We start from the raw sequence: 18040 nt of genomic DNA, 5'->3' as shown, positions 1-18040 counted from the left end.
AGGGCTTCAGAAAGACAAATGACAGACACTAAAAAGCCGCTGGTTGTGTAAGCATCCCGGTAAACCGAACCATTCACTTTTAGAGATCTTCCGACATACTGATTATGTCCCCTGAGGAGATCGCCATGCGTAAAGTCCGATTCACTGAGCACCAGATCATCGCCGTTCTGAAATCTGTAGAAGCTGGTCGAACCGTTAAAGATGTGTGTCGCGAGGCCGGGATTTCTGAAGCCAGCTATTACAACTGGAAGGCTAAATATGGCGGGATGGAAGCCGCTGATATTAAAAAAATGAAAGATCCTGAGGACGAGAATCGTCGTCTTAAACAGATGTTTGCCGACCTCAGCCTTGAAAACCGCGCGATGAAAGACTTCATCGAAAAAAAGCCCTAAAACCAGCGATAAAGCGTGAGCTCGTCAGCTATCTGACTGCGCAGTTTACGATGAGCATACGCCAGGCCTGCAGGACGTTATCGCTGAGCAGGACTGTGTTTCATTATCAACCGGACACGCGACGTGATGAACCGGTGATTCAGAGGCTGACAGAGGCGGCTGAACGTTATCCCCGCTACGAATTTAAGAAACTTTTTCAGATGCTGCGCAGGCAGGGCAACGTCTGGAACCACATGCTGTAATCTTAAAACGATCCCGATCCGTGATATTTGAGGTGACAGCCATGAAAACCTTCGTTGGGCTTGATGTTTCTCAAAAGAAAACAAGCATCTGCGTTATAGACCATAACGGCAATAAAATTCGTATGGCTAACGTCGATACGCATCCCGGTGTTATCGCCAATTATCTCTTTTCTGAAGGATTTGATAACTCGAAAGTGGGTCTGGAAACAGGGCCACTTTGCGTCTGGCTTTACCATTCACTCAAGAGCTTTGGCCTGGACATTGATTGTATCCATGCCCGCCATGTTCATGCAGCATTGTCGATGCAGTTGAATAAAACTGATCAAAATGACGCTTTTGGTATTGCCCGGCTGGTCCTTTCCGGATGGTACAAACCAGTACATGTCAAAAGCCTTGAATGCCATCAGCAAAGACTCATTCTGACCAGCCGGGAAAAACTGGTTCAGCTCAGGGTTGCCGTAACTAATCAGATCCGAGGGCTCCTGAAAACATTCGGTGTTGTTCTTCCCCCCGGGAAAAACAGTGTGTTTGAGCGTTCTGTACTTGAGTCATCACCTTCGCTGGAAACCGTTAAACCCGCAGTGATTATGTTGCTAAATACGTGGGAACATCTTTCTGACCAGATAAAAAAATTTAACTCCATGCTGGAAAAGCTTGCCCGAAAAGATCCAGTTTGTCAGATATTACGATCTATTCCGGGTGTGGGTGTTCTGACAGCATTAAGCTTTAAAACATCAATTGATGATCCTTCGCGTTTCAGACGAGTAAGTGATGTCGGCGCTTTCCTCGGATTAACGCCCAAAAAGTACCAATCCGGTGAGGTAGACAGGAATGGGGGAATTTCAAAACAGGGCAACAGAATGACGCGCACACTTCTCTACGAAGCAGCATCCTGTCTGTTGACGCGTTATGGCACTGATACAAGCCTGGCCATATGGGCAAATGGACTCCGGCACAGAATGGGCTACAAGAAAGTTATTGTTGCCCTTGCGAGAAAACTGACAACACTGATGCTAAGTATGTGGAAATCAGAGACTACTTATAATGAACGGCTTAACGCTATAAATTAAGAAGTGGGAAGTCACAATCAAATCAGACTGAGACCGTCTTAAACTTCAATTCCGGGACTCGCTTTGCAGGGTGAAAGCCTTGCGGGAATCACATAGGAATGAAGACGACGTCTTGCAACATGTTGTAGCATTGAAAAAATGACTACGAAGACGACAAAGACTCCATCTGATCCTGATATTGACTGATTAGACGACAAGCGTGTACACGGGATTTACTGTTTGGTGAAACTGAATTTTCGTCGTAAGGGTAAACAACGCCTACCGGTACGCAATCCGATTCAGCTGGCAACGCCCAAAACACTCAATCAGAGCTGGTCGATTGATTTTATGCACCACGCGCTGATATGCGGCAGACGCTTTCGTACCTTCAATCTGGTGGAGGATTTTAACCGCGGCCCCCTGGCAACAGAAACCGACCTGAATATCCGAGCAGAGCTTGTTGTCAGGGTTCTGGAAAGAAATAGTGGAAAATCGTGATTATAAATTGAAAATTCGGATGGATAACCATGTTTAGTCGATTTTGGCGAACAGGTGCCTTGTCAGATGCGGATGTGGTCAGAACGATGATTATATCCCGGACATTCAGTGCACTACTCTGCTGCTGAGGTATGGCAGGAAACCTGTACGCCATGAGTCATTAAACCTTCAGCAGGGTTTTAAAACGAACACTCCGTTGTGTCAACAGGAACCCGCAATCCCAGTCAGTTGACTGGGATTGACACTGTTTAACTGTATGTACGGCAAAAAAATGATTCAGTTGATACCGTTTTCAGAGTGTGACCTTGTTCGTTTTTATTCTGTAATTATACTCGCTGACGCTTGTCAGATTGACATGCATTCCCGCTGAGAGGCTGCGGGCGGAAACCGCACACAGTTCCTCACCTGGCAGGACATACGGCTTTTTAAAGGTAATCTCAATTCTGCCTTCATCAGTGATTAGGGTAGGTGAAAAGCGAAACACTTTGGCTGTAGGGTTCATCATACAAAGGCTTTGATCCTTTATGCGATAGCGAATACGTTCCCAGATATCTTTCTGTTCCATATCTTTTCGCACGTTTACCACGACTGGCAAATCCTGGCCGAGAAGGATCTTGATTTTTCCTTCACTGACATCTCCCCCTGACGGCAGCCCTGAAAAGATAACGCGGGCAATATGCTCCTGTCTGTCGGGAGTATTGGTCTGATATATCACCCTCACACTCTGGCTTTCACCCGGCCCCATAAGTACGGTCTGCGGCTCGGTAAAAATGGTTCCACCCGCCAGCTTGTCATCTGGCAGCTGAACGATTTTACTGTAAAGTAAAACACTTTCAGACCCGCTGTTTTTTATGTCTATGGTCGCCTCCTCTTTTCCGGCCGGGATCAGAACAGCAGAAACAGAAGGCTGAATTTCTGCCATTGCCTGCTGAAGGACAACCGACGACATCAGCAGGACTGTTAAGGCATTACGAGCTTGAACAAGTAAACATGACATTTTTGATCTTTTCCTTTTTCTTGAGGCTGCCGGGCGACAGTCTGCACTTAACATTGATGTCCGCAGGGGACGCCATACCTGAATGTTCTATTTTCTGTACATCCTCCTCACTAATCAGAAGTACGTCCCTGTCGATGAACCGGGCGAGCATTTTCCCGTCCCGATCGTAAAAAACATCATTCTGGTGAACCCACGAAGGTTTGTTGGTCCATTTCATAAGCAATAGCCGGTTCCGATAGGTGCTGAAACGAAAGTAAGGCACGGCACCTCGGACGGCAGAAAATTCTCTGATGTTGTTTGAAATAATGACGCCCTTGGGTAATCCTTCAGGATTCACGCGTATAAAATCGCCCATGTTGGCTCTGACCGGGCTGATGATGACTTTTCCGTCATGATTAGTGACGCCGCCTCCCTGTAACGAAGAGACTTTCAGATACTGGCTGACACCGGTATCCACGATAGCCCAGGTGTCACTGATGGGGGACGGAGAAAAGATAACCCCGTGCCGGCTCGCGGCGATGGAGCCTGAAACATATGCCGCGGATGTCAGGTATGACTGACTGTTTTGTTTAGTCTGCGAAAGTGAAAGACTCGCCGAGGTGTAGGGGGTGGTCACGGAATTATCAACGGAAAACGTCTCATTCTGCTGTGCGCCCGTCGTGCGCGTATGGCTTGCGGTGAGTGTATAATCATCGCTGATACCGGCGCTCAGTGAATTGATGAAGCGGGATGTGTCCGCATAATGATAATACTGGCTACGCCATGATGAACGTCCTGAACCCCAGCGCAACGGAACGTTAAGGGCCAGATTCATGCTGAATTTATCCTTTTCAGAATGCCCCGGTGCCAGCGACATGTAGGCCAGATTCACCCCCACAGAGGCATGAGAGAGTGAGAGGTTCAGCCCGGCTGAAACAGAATCAAAACCTGCAGAGTCATAAAAGTTATAATGGGTGAATGCGAGGTTTCCGCTCACGCGTTCGCTGAGCCTGCTGCTGTAAACAAGGCCTGTACTGCTTCGCAGGCTGTTAGCTGCCTTCGTTGATCCCTGCCCCAGATAACTGAATTGCCGGCTGTTGCGCGTGTGGCTGAGACTGTAATGACTGATGGTGGCGTCCAGATTCACGCTTGAGCCGGCTTCGCCTGCTTCGTTGTGGGAAAAGATGAATGTCTGGCTTGAACGCAGCCGTCCGGTTTCAAGAGTATTGCTGAGCGAGATTGCGCGGTAGCGGGCCGTGGTGACCGCTGCAACGGAAGGCTGCAACCGATCGCTGAAGCGTTTACTGTACCCGCCCCCCGCTACCTGCATGCGCTTATCGCCGACCCTAACCCCCGAAAAGGCGTAATATCCCGGCAGACCGTCCTGGCTGGTGCTGATCTGAGCGCGGGAAATCAGCCTTGATTCGATTACCTGCCCGTTACGGCGGATTAAGACGGTGACATCATTTGTTAAATCGGCAACCGGTATATTTCTCAGGCTCGCATGACCTTTCTGCACGGTTTCTTTCCAGAGGAGCAGGTTATTCTGCAAAAACTCAACCGTGAGAACCTCATTCGCATCGTAATCAAAATTCACGAAGGCCTGGTGGTAGCCTGTTGCTGAAGAGACTATTGCGCCGTCAATGTAGCCCGTGCCGAATCCGCCATCGCTGACGACTGTCCGGCCCACCCTGACCCTGAAACTGCCAAGATCACGTTCGGCGTATCCGTCACGCACGGTACTGTATCTCGTGGCAGACTGCCGGCTACGGAATTCACTGTATGTCCCGTGGGCACGGATAACGATATTCGCTGCGTTCATACCGGTTTCGTAATCAACATTCAGGCTGCTCACAGGTTGTCCCGCGGCGCTAAAGTGGTAACCATAAGCGCTGTAATTGACGAAGGCGCCGGTGCCTCCACTGATGCGGTTTTTGCCGTCCCGAACGTTAAGGTACTGAGCAGGACCACTCAGCTTCAGCGTTCTGGCCAAACGGTCATAGGCCACGCTGAATACCTTATCAAGATGGTAAAACTGTCGGTGATTGTGCCTGATGTCGGTTCTGTGCCAGACATTACTGGTGATGCCTGATTTCTCTTTTATTTCTTTTTCATAATAAAGAGTGCCGTTCTGCCAGAATACAGAGCCGGTGGTTATATATTTGCCGTTGACGTAGATGTCTGTCTCAGAATAACCCTGTGGAATGACGTGTCTGTTCAGAGCGTTATCCAGTTGCGCAGCCGAAATGCCGTTGGCCTCCAGCAGCTTCCGGTCAAACTTGAGCGTTTCTGCGGATGAAGCAGAAAAATAAAAAAGGGTAAAAAAAATTAAAAGCGTACAGTGGATTTTTATCATAATTAATAAGGCATCCCGGCAGAGTGAGATGCCTTCCGTAAATTAATTAAAGGCGGGATCAGAAATAACGGACGTTGACCTGCGCAGTTCCCTGCCAGTCAACCTGTTGCGCATTGGTGATCATTTCCCCGTGGTTGAGCTGAGGCTCGACATCAAAAACCCATGAGATGGATTGTCCGGATGCGGGTTTATTTGTACCTTGATCCCAAGGCGTGTAATCCTCTTTCTTGTTATAGGCCCAGTCTTTGGTGTTTACGCGACCGAATGCAGTTCCGTTATGCGCACCACTGGCCGTATAACCGAAAGTGGTTGAATTGGTGACGCCATCCACTGTCGTGGAAACAGGATTCAGGGTGAAATTGCCGAGCTTATTCCCGGTAACAGGATCGAAACCGAGTCCGAATGCGCGGTTGATATCCGCATGGTTGGTTCTTCCGTCTGTGTTCTGCCCCACCATAACGCTGTCCTGATTGGGATCGGTCGCCCAGAACGCCACACTCTGGGGTGAAGGGCAATTGAACTGAAGGGTGACTTTTTTGGCCGGGAAGTTGTTGAATGCCTTTTGATTTAAACTGGCATGCTGTGTAATGCCCCAGTCAAGGTTGTCGCCACCGACGATGGTTGCAATACAGGCATTCGGAGCAATAATGCCATGAACATTAATATTGGTGGCTGAATAAGCACTGCTTCCCGTCAGGATAATGCCCGTGACTGATGCGAACGCGATAATTTTTTTAGTGAACATATGTTTCTCCATTTCAGATTAATAAATTTTCAGAGCCGAATTTCCCGGCCGAAAAAATCCTATCCCGAAAAAAAACGCAGCGACTCATACAAAAACCTCTGCTGATTAAGAAATAAATAAAATCATATAGATCATACACTTAATCACTAAATCTCTCTGATTTTATAAGAGAGTGACTGGCTGAGAGAGAATATAATGTGGTCTGTAAGAGAAAAGAGATTAATGAAGTTTTTATAAGGCGATTGCGCAACACCTCAGAGGTATAAAACCACCGCTGACTGTCAGGCAGAAAATAAGAATATGAAGGAACTTTATTTTGAGTGGATGTATACAGGAAGGAAACTGTACATCGCGTTATTAACATGATGTACAGTAGAAATTGAGAGATATCCTGTAATTCTACAGAACTCAGGGAGCTTTTTCACAAAGGTATTGCGGCACTACGCCAGAATAAATGAGCCACTGATTGTCACTGAGTGGCCGAATTTTAAGAAAAACGGTCTGGTTTTTACGGTTGAAGAAAGCGGGTAACCATTTATCTTCATCGTCTGGTGAAAGCGTCATAAGGGGGGAATTAATCACAACTGAAGATCTGAGTGCATAATCCCTCCCCCTCTTTTTATAAGTAAAGCCAATATTTCTGCTAATGTGCCCTGTTATCTGATTATCGTCGTAAAGAACACCTGAGAGCGTGAGTACGCCTTTTCCTGCGTTGAGGGAAAGGAGTGATACAATATCCAGCCTTTCCGTGTTTTTGATTACGGAAAACTCCGCTTTGCAGGTCAAAAACTTTTCTTTTTTGTGGAAATAAAGAAACATCAGGGAGGATGAAACCAGCAGTAATGCCGTTATGAATAACTTAATCACTTTTGATGTGCTCTATGAAATAATAAGAATGGCAGTTTGCGCGATGCGGTCCCCCCAGTGCATTCTGGCAGGAAATGACGGAAGTCCGCTCGGAGTTTTTGTAGGTTGTGATATACAGATAAGCCTGATTATTACAGTCAGGTATTAAATTCATGATGTTTTTATCCAGGTGCATTTCGCTGAGGCCACTGTCAGGATTAGTGAAAACATGACAGCCGGAAAAAGCGCTCGCGACAGGAGTGAAGTAAGTCTGAACCCTGCCTGCAGATGACCCGGATAACAGGAAGCTTTCTGTGAGAACGGTGACAGCTATGGCGGTGGAGCAGAAAAATAAAGGTCTGCTTAATACCCGGTAGCCTTCACCATAGCTTTTCTTTTCTCCCCCAACCGGATTTTTTTCTGAATGTTCAGTGTTGCGGGGGCTTGCTTCTCCGGTCGTCTCTGTGTTCAGAGGCGTTTGCGCCTCTGCAATGATTGCCGCAGATCGCGGGCTTTCACGGACGATCTCAGTCCGTGGTGAGAGTATAAAACCACGCCGGGGCATGGTACGAATGGTTTCATCGTTTATACCGGTACAGATAAGTGCCCTCCGCAGGTTTGAAATGTTCTGGTAAAGTGAGGTGGCTGTAGGCTCCATGCCAAAGCGTCGCCATGCGAAATCGTAAAGTTGCTGGTGAGTGACAAGTTCACCTGCTTTCTCAATGAGCAACTCCATACATAACGTTGCCGAAGCACTGAGCCGGACGCTGTTTTTTTTCCCCGATATTGTCTTTTTATCCGGTTCAAATATCACTGTTCTGTTTATTATGATTTTTCTGCTCAAAATTCCCTCCTGATGGCGTCTGCATTCATGTAAGTATAAAGTTCATCCAATCCACACTGAGCTAAAGTGTAATTAAAACATGAAACCTTTAAATAATTATTAATGATGCATATTAAACGACACTGTCATAATTCTTTAAACTCCCTTGTGTACTTTTAGTTATTCAAGTTTTGCAGGCATCCTTTTTTTGTAGCTAAACAGACAGTCTTTACTTTGTATTTACCCTAATATCACTCACATCACAGAAAAAGGATTTGTTTATTTTACAAAAAATCAGCCATCCAGCACCGATAATAATTCACAGAAGTGTAAGGTAATGAAAATTAATATCAGCTTAGAACACTATCTTCAGAAGTTATCAAGGATGTTTTTTATTTTTTCGACTCTGCATAATTTGCACACTTTTTTCTTGATGGCTTCATAGAAAGCCACATCGCGAAATTATGAAAAAAATATTGTCCAGAGGCAAATCAGCCGCTTGTGGATTGTTGAAAACTTAAGACATCACGTCCATTTGAGTCAGAATATACACGCCTTTACTGACCCTCATCGGTGTTTTCAGGCTCCGCTGTTTTTTTCTCTGGAGGAAGGGACGTTTTAGGACCGAAAGATACGGATTCATGAGTGGCAATTGACTCATGACTGCGGTTTCTGAGTGGGCAGTAGAACGGGCTGTGAGGGGGGAGCAACTGAGTGAATATTTTGAACTTGTCGGGGGCCGGAGAGTTTTAACCTGAACTCACCCTGCCAGCGCTAAACTGACGGTTCACAAAACCCGCCTGCAGCGCATGCAAGGCTGAGGTTTTTTCAGTTCTGCTGACCATGGGACTGGCGGGCCGTATCCCTCTGGTAAATAAGCTGCCTCAGACGGCCGGGGGCACGCCGTTTGCCGGCATCACTACTGCCAACCAACGCGACTGTTGACTCTCTTACGCGTTTCAAGCCCGTCGCAGGTAAGGGACCACAGTATTGCGCAGTTTTTTTGCACTGATTTTCAGATATCTAAAACAGGCGCGTCGGTGTAGGGCTGATGAACAGCTTTCATGTTGCACTATGACGTACTGGAGGCGGCCCCCTGTCTGGTTTAACAGATCAGTATGTTTGTTTAGCTCCGGCCTGAGAGATTTCTCAGGTGTTGGCGCAGAGATGAATTCTGCTGAACCTGCATGATGCACATGTATGCAGACATGTGGCTTTGTGTCAGGTTTACAGCTATGAAAATGGCTGTTCGCAGTGTACTGATGTGCCGGTGAAACAGAACGTTTTTCTGGGAGGTTTAGCCATACTGAAGCCGGCATGGGCTGTCTACGTTGCGGGGGGGACGAGAGCAAAAAAATTCTTCTGTTCCACCCTCCCTTTAAGAGATGATTGCTTTTTCTCTCACCAGGCACGACGTTTCCACCCGCCGCTGCATGTATTTCCGCTGAGGCACGTGTACATGCCAGCAGAAGCACCAGCGCTGAAAAAAAGCTAAACATTTTTATGACAACCAACATCGGATAAGTACCTGTTACATGAGACAGACGCTATGTTCTGTCAGAAGCTTTGGGTATGACAGTGCAATGTGGTGAAATTTATTTTTCCTGATATGAAAACAAGATGGCTTTGCTTTTGGCTTATGTCGATAAATATTCATCCCTCTGGTATCGGAGGAACGTAAGCTTCCCATACAGACCGCGTTGACGCCTCTTGGGGATAAATGCGCTCAGACTTAATCTCACAGATTTTGTTGAATTAACAGAATCAATCCGACAAGGTCTTCTCTGGGGGTGAAGCTGTCGTTTAACAGTGATATTTGATGGAATGATTGTCCGGAACTAAAGCATTTGCATCTGCTTTTTCAGACAAAGAAAATGACTGTTAACGGCTCCCTCCTGACATTCTCTCGCGGCTTTGTTACTCACTCTTACTCCTGGCCTCGATACGGCATTTGTTCTTACACCCTTTGCGCTGAGGGCTGAAAAAAAGGCTTTTCATGCTGCTCCGGGCATTAGTGCCGGCTGCGTTTTAAGGGGTAAACTGGTTGCCTGAGGTCTTGGTGCTCTTCTGGCGGTTTCAGAGAGGGCTTACACAGTGTTGAAAGCGTAAAGTTCCTCCTCAAGCCGTTCCGGCGTGTAGTCTCCCGGCTGCGGCCAGATAATATCCGTGCGGCTAAAACGCTTAAGCATTTTATGCGTAGCCTAAGTGCTGATGTTCAGATGCTCAGCGATTTCACGATAGGCCAGGGCGGCGTTGAACCTCATGCTGAGTGCAGTAGTGATCCTGGGGTTACTGATGTAAGGCGTGTTTCTGTCCACGGTAGTGTCCACGTTCGTGAAAGTGTCCATGGCAGGAAACACGTTAAAAAATAAAAGACGGTCTGCGTGTGACGCTTACGGAGAAACCCGCCAGAGTGATATAAAGCAGTATGAATCACACTCACTTGTGCTGCTGTGATGCGATGACAACGGCAACTGCCGCCAGGCGGGCTTATGAGTTACCGGACGTTTTAACGCCTACCTCTCGTGCGGTTCTCTCTTTGCCTTCAGGAATTTCCGTGCGGGCGTTAACAGCACGGAATCGACAATTTCAGTGCCTCTGCCATATACCAGACTCAGCTGCCTCACACCTCTAAACCGTCCAGTCTTTCCCGTCAAAACACCTTAGTTTTCATTTCAGGAAAAGTGAATTTTCTCTTTAAAGCGTTTCTGCCGGGTCCGTCGTTCATTACAGTATTCCGCACGTTCAGCGTTTTGTGTGTAAAACCACAGGAAGATGACGCAAATGAAAAGATGTACTGCCGAACCGGGCTGCATCTCTCCCTCTGCATCCGGCCCTCTTCTGTTATTCCTGCAGTCCGAGGGACCTGGCAAAATGCTCGTTACGGGAGACCGGGCAAACATGCTGTCTGATCCGGACAGGCGCATTAACAGAGTCTGGTGCGCAACCGGACACTGTAATCGGCAGCATATTGGTTTGATCGCTAACATCAATGGCAGAAATGAGGAATTTCCGTGTCTCACCACACGCATGAATTCTGCGACCACATCAGAGGCCGATGCGCTGCGGCTCCTTTTTCGGGCGAGTAATGCTGACGTTGCACGGTACAGGATACCTCTGCCTGTGAACTCAGACTCATGTTTCAAATACACGCGGGGTAACGCTTTTGAGGCCCACCTATTTGCGGAACCGAACTGCATTGCTCAGTTACGGCCCAGCGCGACCGGAGGCGGCAAGTGAAGCATGCTGACTACGCGATACAGCCGGGGCCAAAACTCACCGCAGGCTGACAGGCAGAGGTATTTATGGAGCTTACTGACAGGGAAGGAAACAGCATCACCCTCAGCGATAACGAGGTGGCGATCCTCTGGTTTTTGATTACCGGCATGACATCAAGGCGAATGTCTTACTGGCTGGATATGCCTGAGAAGTTGGTCAGTTATTACAAAATCCGGGCGATGAAAAAAGTCAAAGTCAAAAATAACGTTGAACTCCTCATGTGGTTTACTGAAGACCGGCACCGCTCTGAGGAACGGCATACCGAGCCTGAAACAGGCTGTTCATGGAAAGTCGCTCCCGCCACGGCCATAATCCATATTAACTCTACGGCTGAAGGTTGCCTGGATAAGTCCACCGGTGTAAAGCTGACGGGAAAAGGCCATACCTGTCCTGAGTGAATTACATTAATTGCTGACTGCGGATGAGTAAAAAGCGTAATGACGCAGGGTTATATCCAGCTCACGAGTCGGCAATGTTTATTTAATTTCCGAAAACAGGAAGCTGATAGTAGTCAGGGTATAATTGTGCGTACCAGTTTCATGACGTGTGATTTATTAAGGACAGTCAAGGTGGTTAAGACAAGGTTTAGGTAATAGATAATTTTTAATGAAATAATCTGACTTTATTCCATTTAATGCCATCTGGAGGGTGTTTGAAAAATATTGTCATACTCGTTCTCGCTTTTATGCTCGTTGGTTGTGCAAAGCAGTCGTTTGATATAAGGCCCAACAACCGTACTCACCCCGTGAAAGAAGAAACACACCATTTCTTCATTTCAGGGCTGGGCCAGGATAAAACCATTGATGCCGCTGCGGTCTGTGGCAGTGCTGATAAAGTGGCACGCACTGAAACGCAGCTTACTTTCATGAACGGCTTAGTGAACGTCCTGACATTCGGTATTTATACGCCACGCGAAGCGCGGGTATACTGTACGAAATAGTCTTTATAAGGGTTTACCGGACCTTATCCAACACAATCTGAACAGACTGCTGTATCCAGTCACCGGCTGCATCAGTCTGTTCATCACGGGTACTCATTATAATTCTTATGAAAAATATATTTCTCAGCAACACCTTCTTTTTTACCTTTATTCTGCTGCTGTGCTACGGCATGGCAGGATGTACAAAATACTATAAAGTTGAATTCAGCGAGTGGTCATTAAAAAACGATATCTGCCCGCAAAATACTGCTGCGGCAAATCTTTCCGGGCAGTGTGGCTAAGTCATCTCTTCATGGAGGTGAGGCTGCTCTTCAGCGTAAAAAGATCGCATATTGGGGCCGCTATTCAGCGCTCCTGCCGGAGTATTTCAGTTGGCAGGCATGCATTTTCCGGAGATACATGGCTCTGTCTTCAGAACTGATGAATTAAAATAGAGGGAATTAAAAGCGCAAAAAAAAATACAGCTTATGCAGCTATTCTTCGCTGCATGAAAAGACATCTAGTCCTCTCTGTCACAAAATTTTTTAGTATAAGCATGCTTCATGTCTGTTATGCTTTTATAAGCAGCGCGTAACTCAGAAAAATAATCACTTCCGTTATCGTGAGTGTCGATGCACTATTTTATTTTCATCTCTGTATAAAATAATTCATTTTTTTCAACCCCCGCAGAACAAAATAAGTTCAGGAAAGTGATGATGTCGGTACACTCCACAAAGTGATAGCCCTTTAGAACGTTCTTTAGGGACCGGACGTATAAGGTTTCATCTAAACCGGGCTGCGCGCGGCTTAATTTTTTACTGCCTGACAGCCACTTTTTTTCTACAGCGTCATTCATCTTCGCTGTTCCATTTAAGAGAGAGTGTATTACGGCGTAATCTTTCATGTCTGCCTGAGGTATGAAGCCCCCTCCGCCAGGTGGCGGGGGTGACGAGATGAAGTGAATAGTAAACGGATGTCAGAGGGGCGGCATTACTATGATATGAAAAGTGATTTTTACAAAATGTAAACCTGATCGCTTTACGGGGCCGCGCCGCTGCATGTCGGGCTTCAGTCTCCGCTGGGAGAAGTGCCCGGGGTGAGGGTAAAAAGGTTACTCCATTTGTTTTCCACAAAGCGGCTGAAGTCGCTGAAGAGCGCGGAGTAATGTTTCCTGTAGCGCCATACCATATAGGCAGGTAAAGGAGAAAGCTCCCATCCGGGAAGGATCTGGCAGAGACGTTGAGTGAGCCCCTGATTTTTGATCACCCAGCAGGGAACCCCCAGGCATATTCCGCGGTTCCGGAGCGTCATGTGCAGAAGACTCTGGATACTGTTTGAGTAAAACTCTGCCGGAGAGTCAATGCATACCCGCGCGACGGTTTCGCCACACCGGAACGCAACGGGATTACGCATTGAGGGATGGCTGAGTCTGAGCAGGCTGTGACCGCTGAGATCTTCAGGCCTGCGCGGTACCCCGTTTATCCGGAGATATTCTGACGAGGCATACATGCCAAACGGAACCGCATTGAGTTTTTTCTGGATAAGATCGGGGCTGTCAAGATACCCGCTTTTGATGACGAGATCGTCAAACTCCGGCGAGTCGGCGCTGAAGCTGCCCGCCTCCCGTGACAGAAGGTGTATTCTGACGCCGGGGTGATGATCTGTGTATTCCATGACCCAGTCACTGATGACACTGTCGCACAGTATACCTGGCGCGGAAAGCCGCAGCTCTCCCTTGATCTCGTCCCTGCACTCCAGACCGCTGAGCAGGTTATGGTAGGTTTCGCACATGATCAGCGCCTTTTCATAGGCCGTCTGACCGGCGGCGGTGATCTCAAAGCGGTGAGCATTACGGCTGATCAGGCGGGCCGAAAAAATGTCTTCCAGCCTTGCCACAACCTTACTGACAGAGGCGACGGATATCATTAACTCTCTGGCCGCAGCGGAAAAACTTTTCTTTTCCACTACCTTTATATAGATCAGCCACTCAAAAATCAGAGCATTTTTTTTATTTCTCATAAACCCGGTTCTTTTCTCTATGTCCGTATAATTTTCGCAGCCTCATGCCAATTGACTAACAGCATAATGATGCGACGCCTGAGGCGATTCAAAGACCGCGCTGTTGCTCTTATTACTGTTATCCCGTCCATCACGTCCATTTTAGGCAAAGGGATGCCTGAGGCTCTGCAGAAGCATCACGCCGTCTTTTTTGCTGACATCCTGAATGTTTTTCAGCTCATAAACTGCTGTCGCTGATTTAATGCGTGCTGACGTCACACCAGACTACCTTACTCTCCGCTTTTCTGTAGGGATGCTGATTCTCTGTAACGGACAGAATAAGTCTGGGAGATCGTCATTAAACCGCGATGAGTTTGGCACTATTTTACGTTTTTTCAGGGAGATGTCTGCATGTTTTACACAAATGAAAATTTACTTTTCTTTATTTACACTTCCTTTTTTTCTCTGCTGGCCTGATTTTTAGTTCTCATTTTTTAAACATGAGAGGGAGCCCGAAAAAATTCCGGGCACCCCCCCGGCTGCTCTTCTGCCCGGCCATTATGGACTCTGAGGTAAAAGAAACGCACGGCGATGCCGCTGGAAACCCCGGGAGAGTTTGATGCAGAGATCAGAAGACGAAAAAATGGCGGCGCCAGGTGCGACCGTCAGCGCGGTCAGGCAGTACCTGAGAAAGCGTGCTGCCATGGCGCAGAATGAGGTGGTGCGGCTTGTAAGACTGGCACAGGGTGAGTGCCGGTCAGGCAGAGGCGACTGGTCATGCCGGTACTGGGGCTGTCCGCCGATCAAGGCTCGATTGCAGATATGGCGGCGACGCTGAAAGCCTGTGGCGATGATATACACGGCCAGCATATCGCCAATTGCGGGCACTTCCAGCCGGAGGAACAGCCCGAAGCCACTGCCAACGCACTGGCCGCGTTTTTTGGCCAGTACAGGCATTAGACCAGTCTCTGTGCATGGATAACAAAACCATCGGCACAGTTTTGCTGGCCGTTCGGTGTGGACAATAAAGGTGAATGCGCCTTCCTGACGCCGCGTCCCTTTGCTTTGAGAGCCGCGGAGTATTACAGGCGCGTTGACGTCAAAAACGTGCCAGAGGGTGGAGCAGCCCGGAACACGTTTTAGCGGATGCGCCCGCTATCCACTGCACTTTCCCCCACCGCCTCTGAGTAGGATATTCATCATCATCCTGAATAAAAGATTCGCCTGATTTTCCAGTTACCCACAGATTACCCGTTACCTGTTCCGCAATTCCGGCCTGATCATTGTTAAAATATAAATAAAACGCTTATTGAAAGTTAATAACTAAGCCAAAAACTGTTAACTCCCTGTATATTTCCTTAAAGACAAAGAAGAAAATATCTAATATTTAAGCGTGACTTATAGACAGCTTATTATTCAAACCAGCATTAATAAAAATGTAAATTTAGCCAAAGATAATCCCAAAACCGTGCAGACTTAATCAGTTAGATCAGGCGCTTTTTGGGCACCCTGGTATTCACACGACGCTTCCCGGCAATTTAATTCGTTAAAAAAACCACTCAATTTCATGACGGATTTATTTTTTCGGTAATTGATAATGATTATTGAGTTGATTCCTATTTGCATATGGAATTATGCTTTCTTTCGCTCAGGGATATCTCAACTGGATGACAATCGTTAAAGGATTAATCGTTATGCTGCCGTTGAAAAAAATGACCCGCCATATTGCCACGAGTTTATTGGTTCCCGCTGTTGGCATGATCTCCCCCGCTCTGGCTGAGTCTGACAGGAATGAAGACAGTGAAGATGTCATGGTGGTAACGGCATCGGCGATTGAACAGCGACTGAAAGATGCTCCTGCATCAATCTCTGTGATCACGGCAGAACAGCTGGAAAGAGACATTGGTAAATCCGCCACGGACTTGGCCGATATTCTTGAACGTGTCGCAGGCGTGACCAAAGCCATTGGCACAGATGTCAGTTCCGGTATTCAGCTGCGCGGAATGCCCGCGGCTTATACGCTGTTATTGGTTGACGGCAAACGCATCGGCTCAAGTAACGGTATTAAAAGCACCCAGCAAAACTATTTCGACGATATTAACTGGATCCCCGTTGATGCGATTGAACGCATTGAAGTGGTCAGAGGGCCGATGTCCGCGCTCTATGGTTCGGATGCAATGGGTGGAGTCGTCAATATTATCACAAAGAAAAATAGCGATACCTGGCACGGCGCATTAACGGCAGGCACCCGGCGGCCGCAGGATGGCAACCGGGGCAATACCCAGACCTGGACAGGCAGCATCGGTGGTCCGCTGGGTCAGGGATTTGATTTGCGTGTTAACGGTTCGTGGAATAAGCGCGAAGCGGATAAAAGCGAAACCGACGCGTTGCGTTGGGGAAGCGGCCAGGAAGGCCGCAAAAATGAAAATTACGGCGCAGAACTCGGCTGGGATATCACCCCTCATCAGCGCATCGCCGTTTCCACTCAGCAGGGAACCGAGCGAGGTATTCCCGGTGAATCCTTGGATGGCAGTGAAATTGCGCTGCGCGGTGTGGATAAACTTGAACGTGAAAATTATGCGCTCGATTATCGCGGTATTTTTGATTTCGGCACGGCAAAGCTGAACGTTTATCAAAATAAATTTAAAAACTGGGTAACCGATATTCCGGTGATTTCTGGCGGTACGGTGACGGGCAGTCAGGATGTGGCGCTGTGGAATCAAGAACGCATTGTTGAAGGCGATATTAACCTGCCATTTGAATTCGGTTTACCGCATAACCTGACTGTCGGCGCACAGTGGAAAAAAGAAGAGCTGAACAACCCTCGCTCTGTTGGCGTGGTAGCGGACGCCTCCAGCAGCTATGGCAAACATCACGCTCAGGCCAAAAGTACCGGCCTGTTTGTCGAAGATCAAATCGACCTGCTGGATACTGTTTCACTGACGCTGGGCCTGCGCAAAGATAATACCGATTACGGTAACAGGACAACGCCACGCGCCTATCTGGTTTGGCAGGCCACGGATACGCTGACGTTAAAAGGGGGATATTCAGAAGGTTTTAAAGCACCCAGCGTGCGCCAGGCCAGTAAAGGCTTTATTGAATCCTCAAAAGGCGCTGGATGTAACGGCTATGCCGATTACCACGGCGGCGGCTGTTACACGATGGGCAGCGATAAACTCAAGCCTGAAACGTCACAAAACTGGGAAGTGGGCGCGATCTTCGATTATGAAGGATGGAGCGCGGGGCTGACGTTCTTCGACAGCCGCTTCAAAGACAAAATCGCCTCTGCGCCTGTTGGCTATTTACCCGGTGATACCTCAGGCCGCTACTGGCTTGAACGCGTCAATCTTGATAGGGCGCGAACCCAGGGCCTGGAAGGCAATGTGACCCTTCCCCTGATTTCAGAAGAAATGGGCCCCTGGATGAAGCGCCTGTCGCTGAGTAATACGTTCACGCGAATGCTCAAAGCCGAAGATTCTCTGGGCGTGATGCTCGTGACAACGCCAACGCTCGCCACGTGGTCCTCCCTTGACTGGCAGGTCAATGACGACATCAGCCTTTCATTTACCGCAAAATACTACGGAAAGATGCTGGGGCTGAACAGCAGCGCAGACCAGGCGGCGAGAGGCAATACCGCGACGGCACGCATCCGCAATGCCTACATGATTTATGGCCTGTCTGGCCAGTACCGGGCAACGAAAAACCTTAAGTTTAATGCCGGGCTGGACAATCTTTTTGATAAAAACCCTGTCTCTGACCATCCATCCTCAAGCGGGGTTTCAGGCAACAACTACGCGGTTCCCGGCCGCACGATGTATGCCTCAATAACGGCGTCATTCTGATCGTCTCACTGATGCTCTCATGCCTCCCCGTCATTAGCGCTGTCACCGGATGATTTATCTCAGCGAGCGTGGGAT

General features: G+C 47.9%; 12 protein-coding genes and 2 pseudogenes. 6 read left to right on the top strand and 8 right to left on the bottom strand.

Annotated features, from left to right (window positions below):
• Positions 1 to 125 precede the first annotated feature (125 nt).
• The 3 genes and pseudogenes from GKC68_RS05975 to GKC68_RS05965 all read left to right on the top strand — a co-directional run.
• A pseudogene (locus GKC68_RS05975) lies at positions 126 to 625 on the top strand (transposase); the annotation flags it as partial.
• 50 nt (positions 626 to 675) lie between these two features.
• On the top strand, positions 676 to 1704 hold the full coding sequence (locus GKC68_RS05970; RefSeq protein WP_110145283.1) for an IS110 family transposase: 1029 nt from the start codon (positions 676 to 678) through the stop codon (positions 1702 to 1704).
• Positions 1705 to 1893: 189 nt separating this feature from the next.
• Positions 1894 to 2163: pseudogene (locus tag GKC68_RS05965) on the top strand (IS3 family transposase); the annotation flags it as partial.
• 310 nt (positions 2164 to 2473) lie between these two features.
• On the opposite strand, the gene GKC68_RS05960 reads toward GKC68_RS05965, so the two are convergent.
• From GKC68_RS05960 to GKC68_RS05940, 5 genes are all read right to left on the bottom strand, one after another.
• Entirely contained in the window at positions 2474 to 3178 is a 705-nt protein-coding gene (locus GKC68_RS05960; RefSeq protein ID WP_288428635.1) for a fimbria/pilus periplasmic chaperone, read from the bottom strand.
• Positions 3150 to 5513, bottom strand: a complete 2364-nt coding sequence (locus tag GKC68_RS05955; RefSeq protein ID WP_342656669.1) for a fimbria/pilus outer membrane usher protein — start codon at positions 5511 to 5513, stop codon at positions 3150 to 3152. Before GKC68_RS05955 ends, GKC68_RS05960 begins: the two co-directional genes overlap by 29 nt.
• Before the next feature lie 58 nt (positions 5514 to 5571).
• A complete protein-coding gene (locus GKC68_RS05950) occupies positions 5572 to 6258 on the bottom strand; it encodes a DUF1120 domain-containing protein (protein WP_230624253.1) in 687 nt (228 codons plus the stop codon).
• A 408-nt stretch (positions 6259 to 6666) separates the two neighbouring features.
• Complete coding sequence (locus tag GKC68_RS05945) at positions 6667 to 7125, bottom strand: hypothetical protein (protein WP_247103943.1); 459 nt, start codon at positions 7123 to 7125, stop codon at positions 6667 to 6669.
• On the bottom strand, positions 7118 to 7948 hold the full coding sequence (locus GKC68_RS05940; protein WP_148667118.1) for a winged helix-turn-helix domain-containing protein: 831 nt from the start codon (positions 7946 to 7948) through the stop codon (positions 7118 to 7120). Before GKC68_RS05940 ends, GKC68_RS05945 begins: the two co-directional genes overlap by 8 nt.
• Before the next feature lie 3284 nt (positions 7949 to 11232).
• Here GKC68_RS05940 and GKC68_RS05935 point away from each other — a divergent pair.
• On the top strand, positions 11233 to 11604 hold the full coding sequence (locus tag GKC68_RS05935; RefSeq protein WP_110982857.1) for a LuxR C-terminal-related transcriptional regulator: 372 nt from the start codon (positions 11233 to 11235) through the stop codon (positions 11602 to 11604).
• 254 nt (positions 11605 to 11858) lie between these two features.
• A complete protein-coding gene (locus GKC68_RS05930) occupies positions 11859 to 12146 on the top strand; it encodes a Bor family protein (RefSeq protein ID WP_047713462.1) in 288 nt (95 codons plus the stop codon).
• A 616-nt stretch (positions 12147 to 12762) separates the two neighbouring features.
• Here the strand turns inward: GKC68_RS05930 and GKC68_RS05925 are convergent.
• From GKC68_RS05925 to GKC68_RS05915, 3 genes are all read right to left on the bottom strand, one after another.
• The gene (locus tag GKC68_RS05925) at positions 12763 to 13029 is read right to left on the bottom strand and encodes a hypothetical protein (RefSeq protein ID WP_342656668.1); all 267 of its coding nucleotides are present in this window, start codon (positions 13027 to 13029) and stop codon (positions 12763 to 12765) included.
• A 164-nt stretch (positions 13030 to 13193) separates the two neighbouring features.
• Complete coding sequence (locus GKC68_RS05920) at positions 13194 to 14144, bottom strand: LysR family transcriptional regulator (protein WP_110145276.1); 951 nt, start codon at positions 14142 to 14144, stop codon at positions 13194 to 13196.
• A 537-nt stretch (positions 14145 to 14681) separates the two neighbouring features.
• Positions 14682 to 15080, bottom strand: coding sequence for a hypothetical protein (locus GKC68_RS05915; RefSeq protein ID WP_161935657.1), 399 nt, complete (start codon positions 15078 to 15080; stop codon positions 14682 to 14684).
• A gap of 710 nt (positions 15081 to 15790) precedes the next feature.
• Between GKC68_RS05915 and GKC68_RS05910 the strand changes: the two genes are divergently transcribed.
• Positions 15791 to 17965, top strand: a complete 2175-nt coding sequence (locus GKC68_RS05910; RefSeq protein ID WP_342656667.1) for a TonB-dependent receptor — start codon at positions 15791 to 15793, stop codon at positions 17963 to 17965.
• Positions 17966 to 18040 lie beyond the last annotated feature (75 nt).

It is taken from the genome of Pantoea sp. RSPAM1 (genome assembly GCF_038816185.1).
Lineage (GTDB): Bacteria > Pseudomonadota > Gammaproteobacteria > Enterobacterales > Enterobacteriaceae > Pantoea > Pantoea ananatis.
Note: the sequence above shows the minus strand (reverse complement) of the source record. Positions and strands in the feature narration are given on the sequence as shown.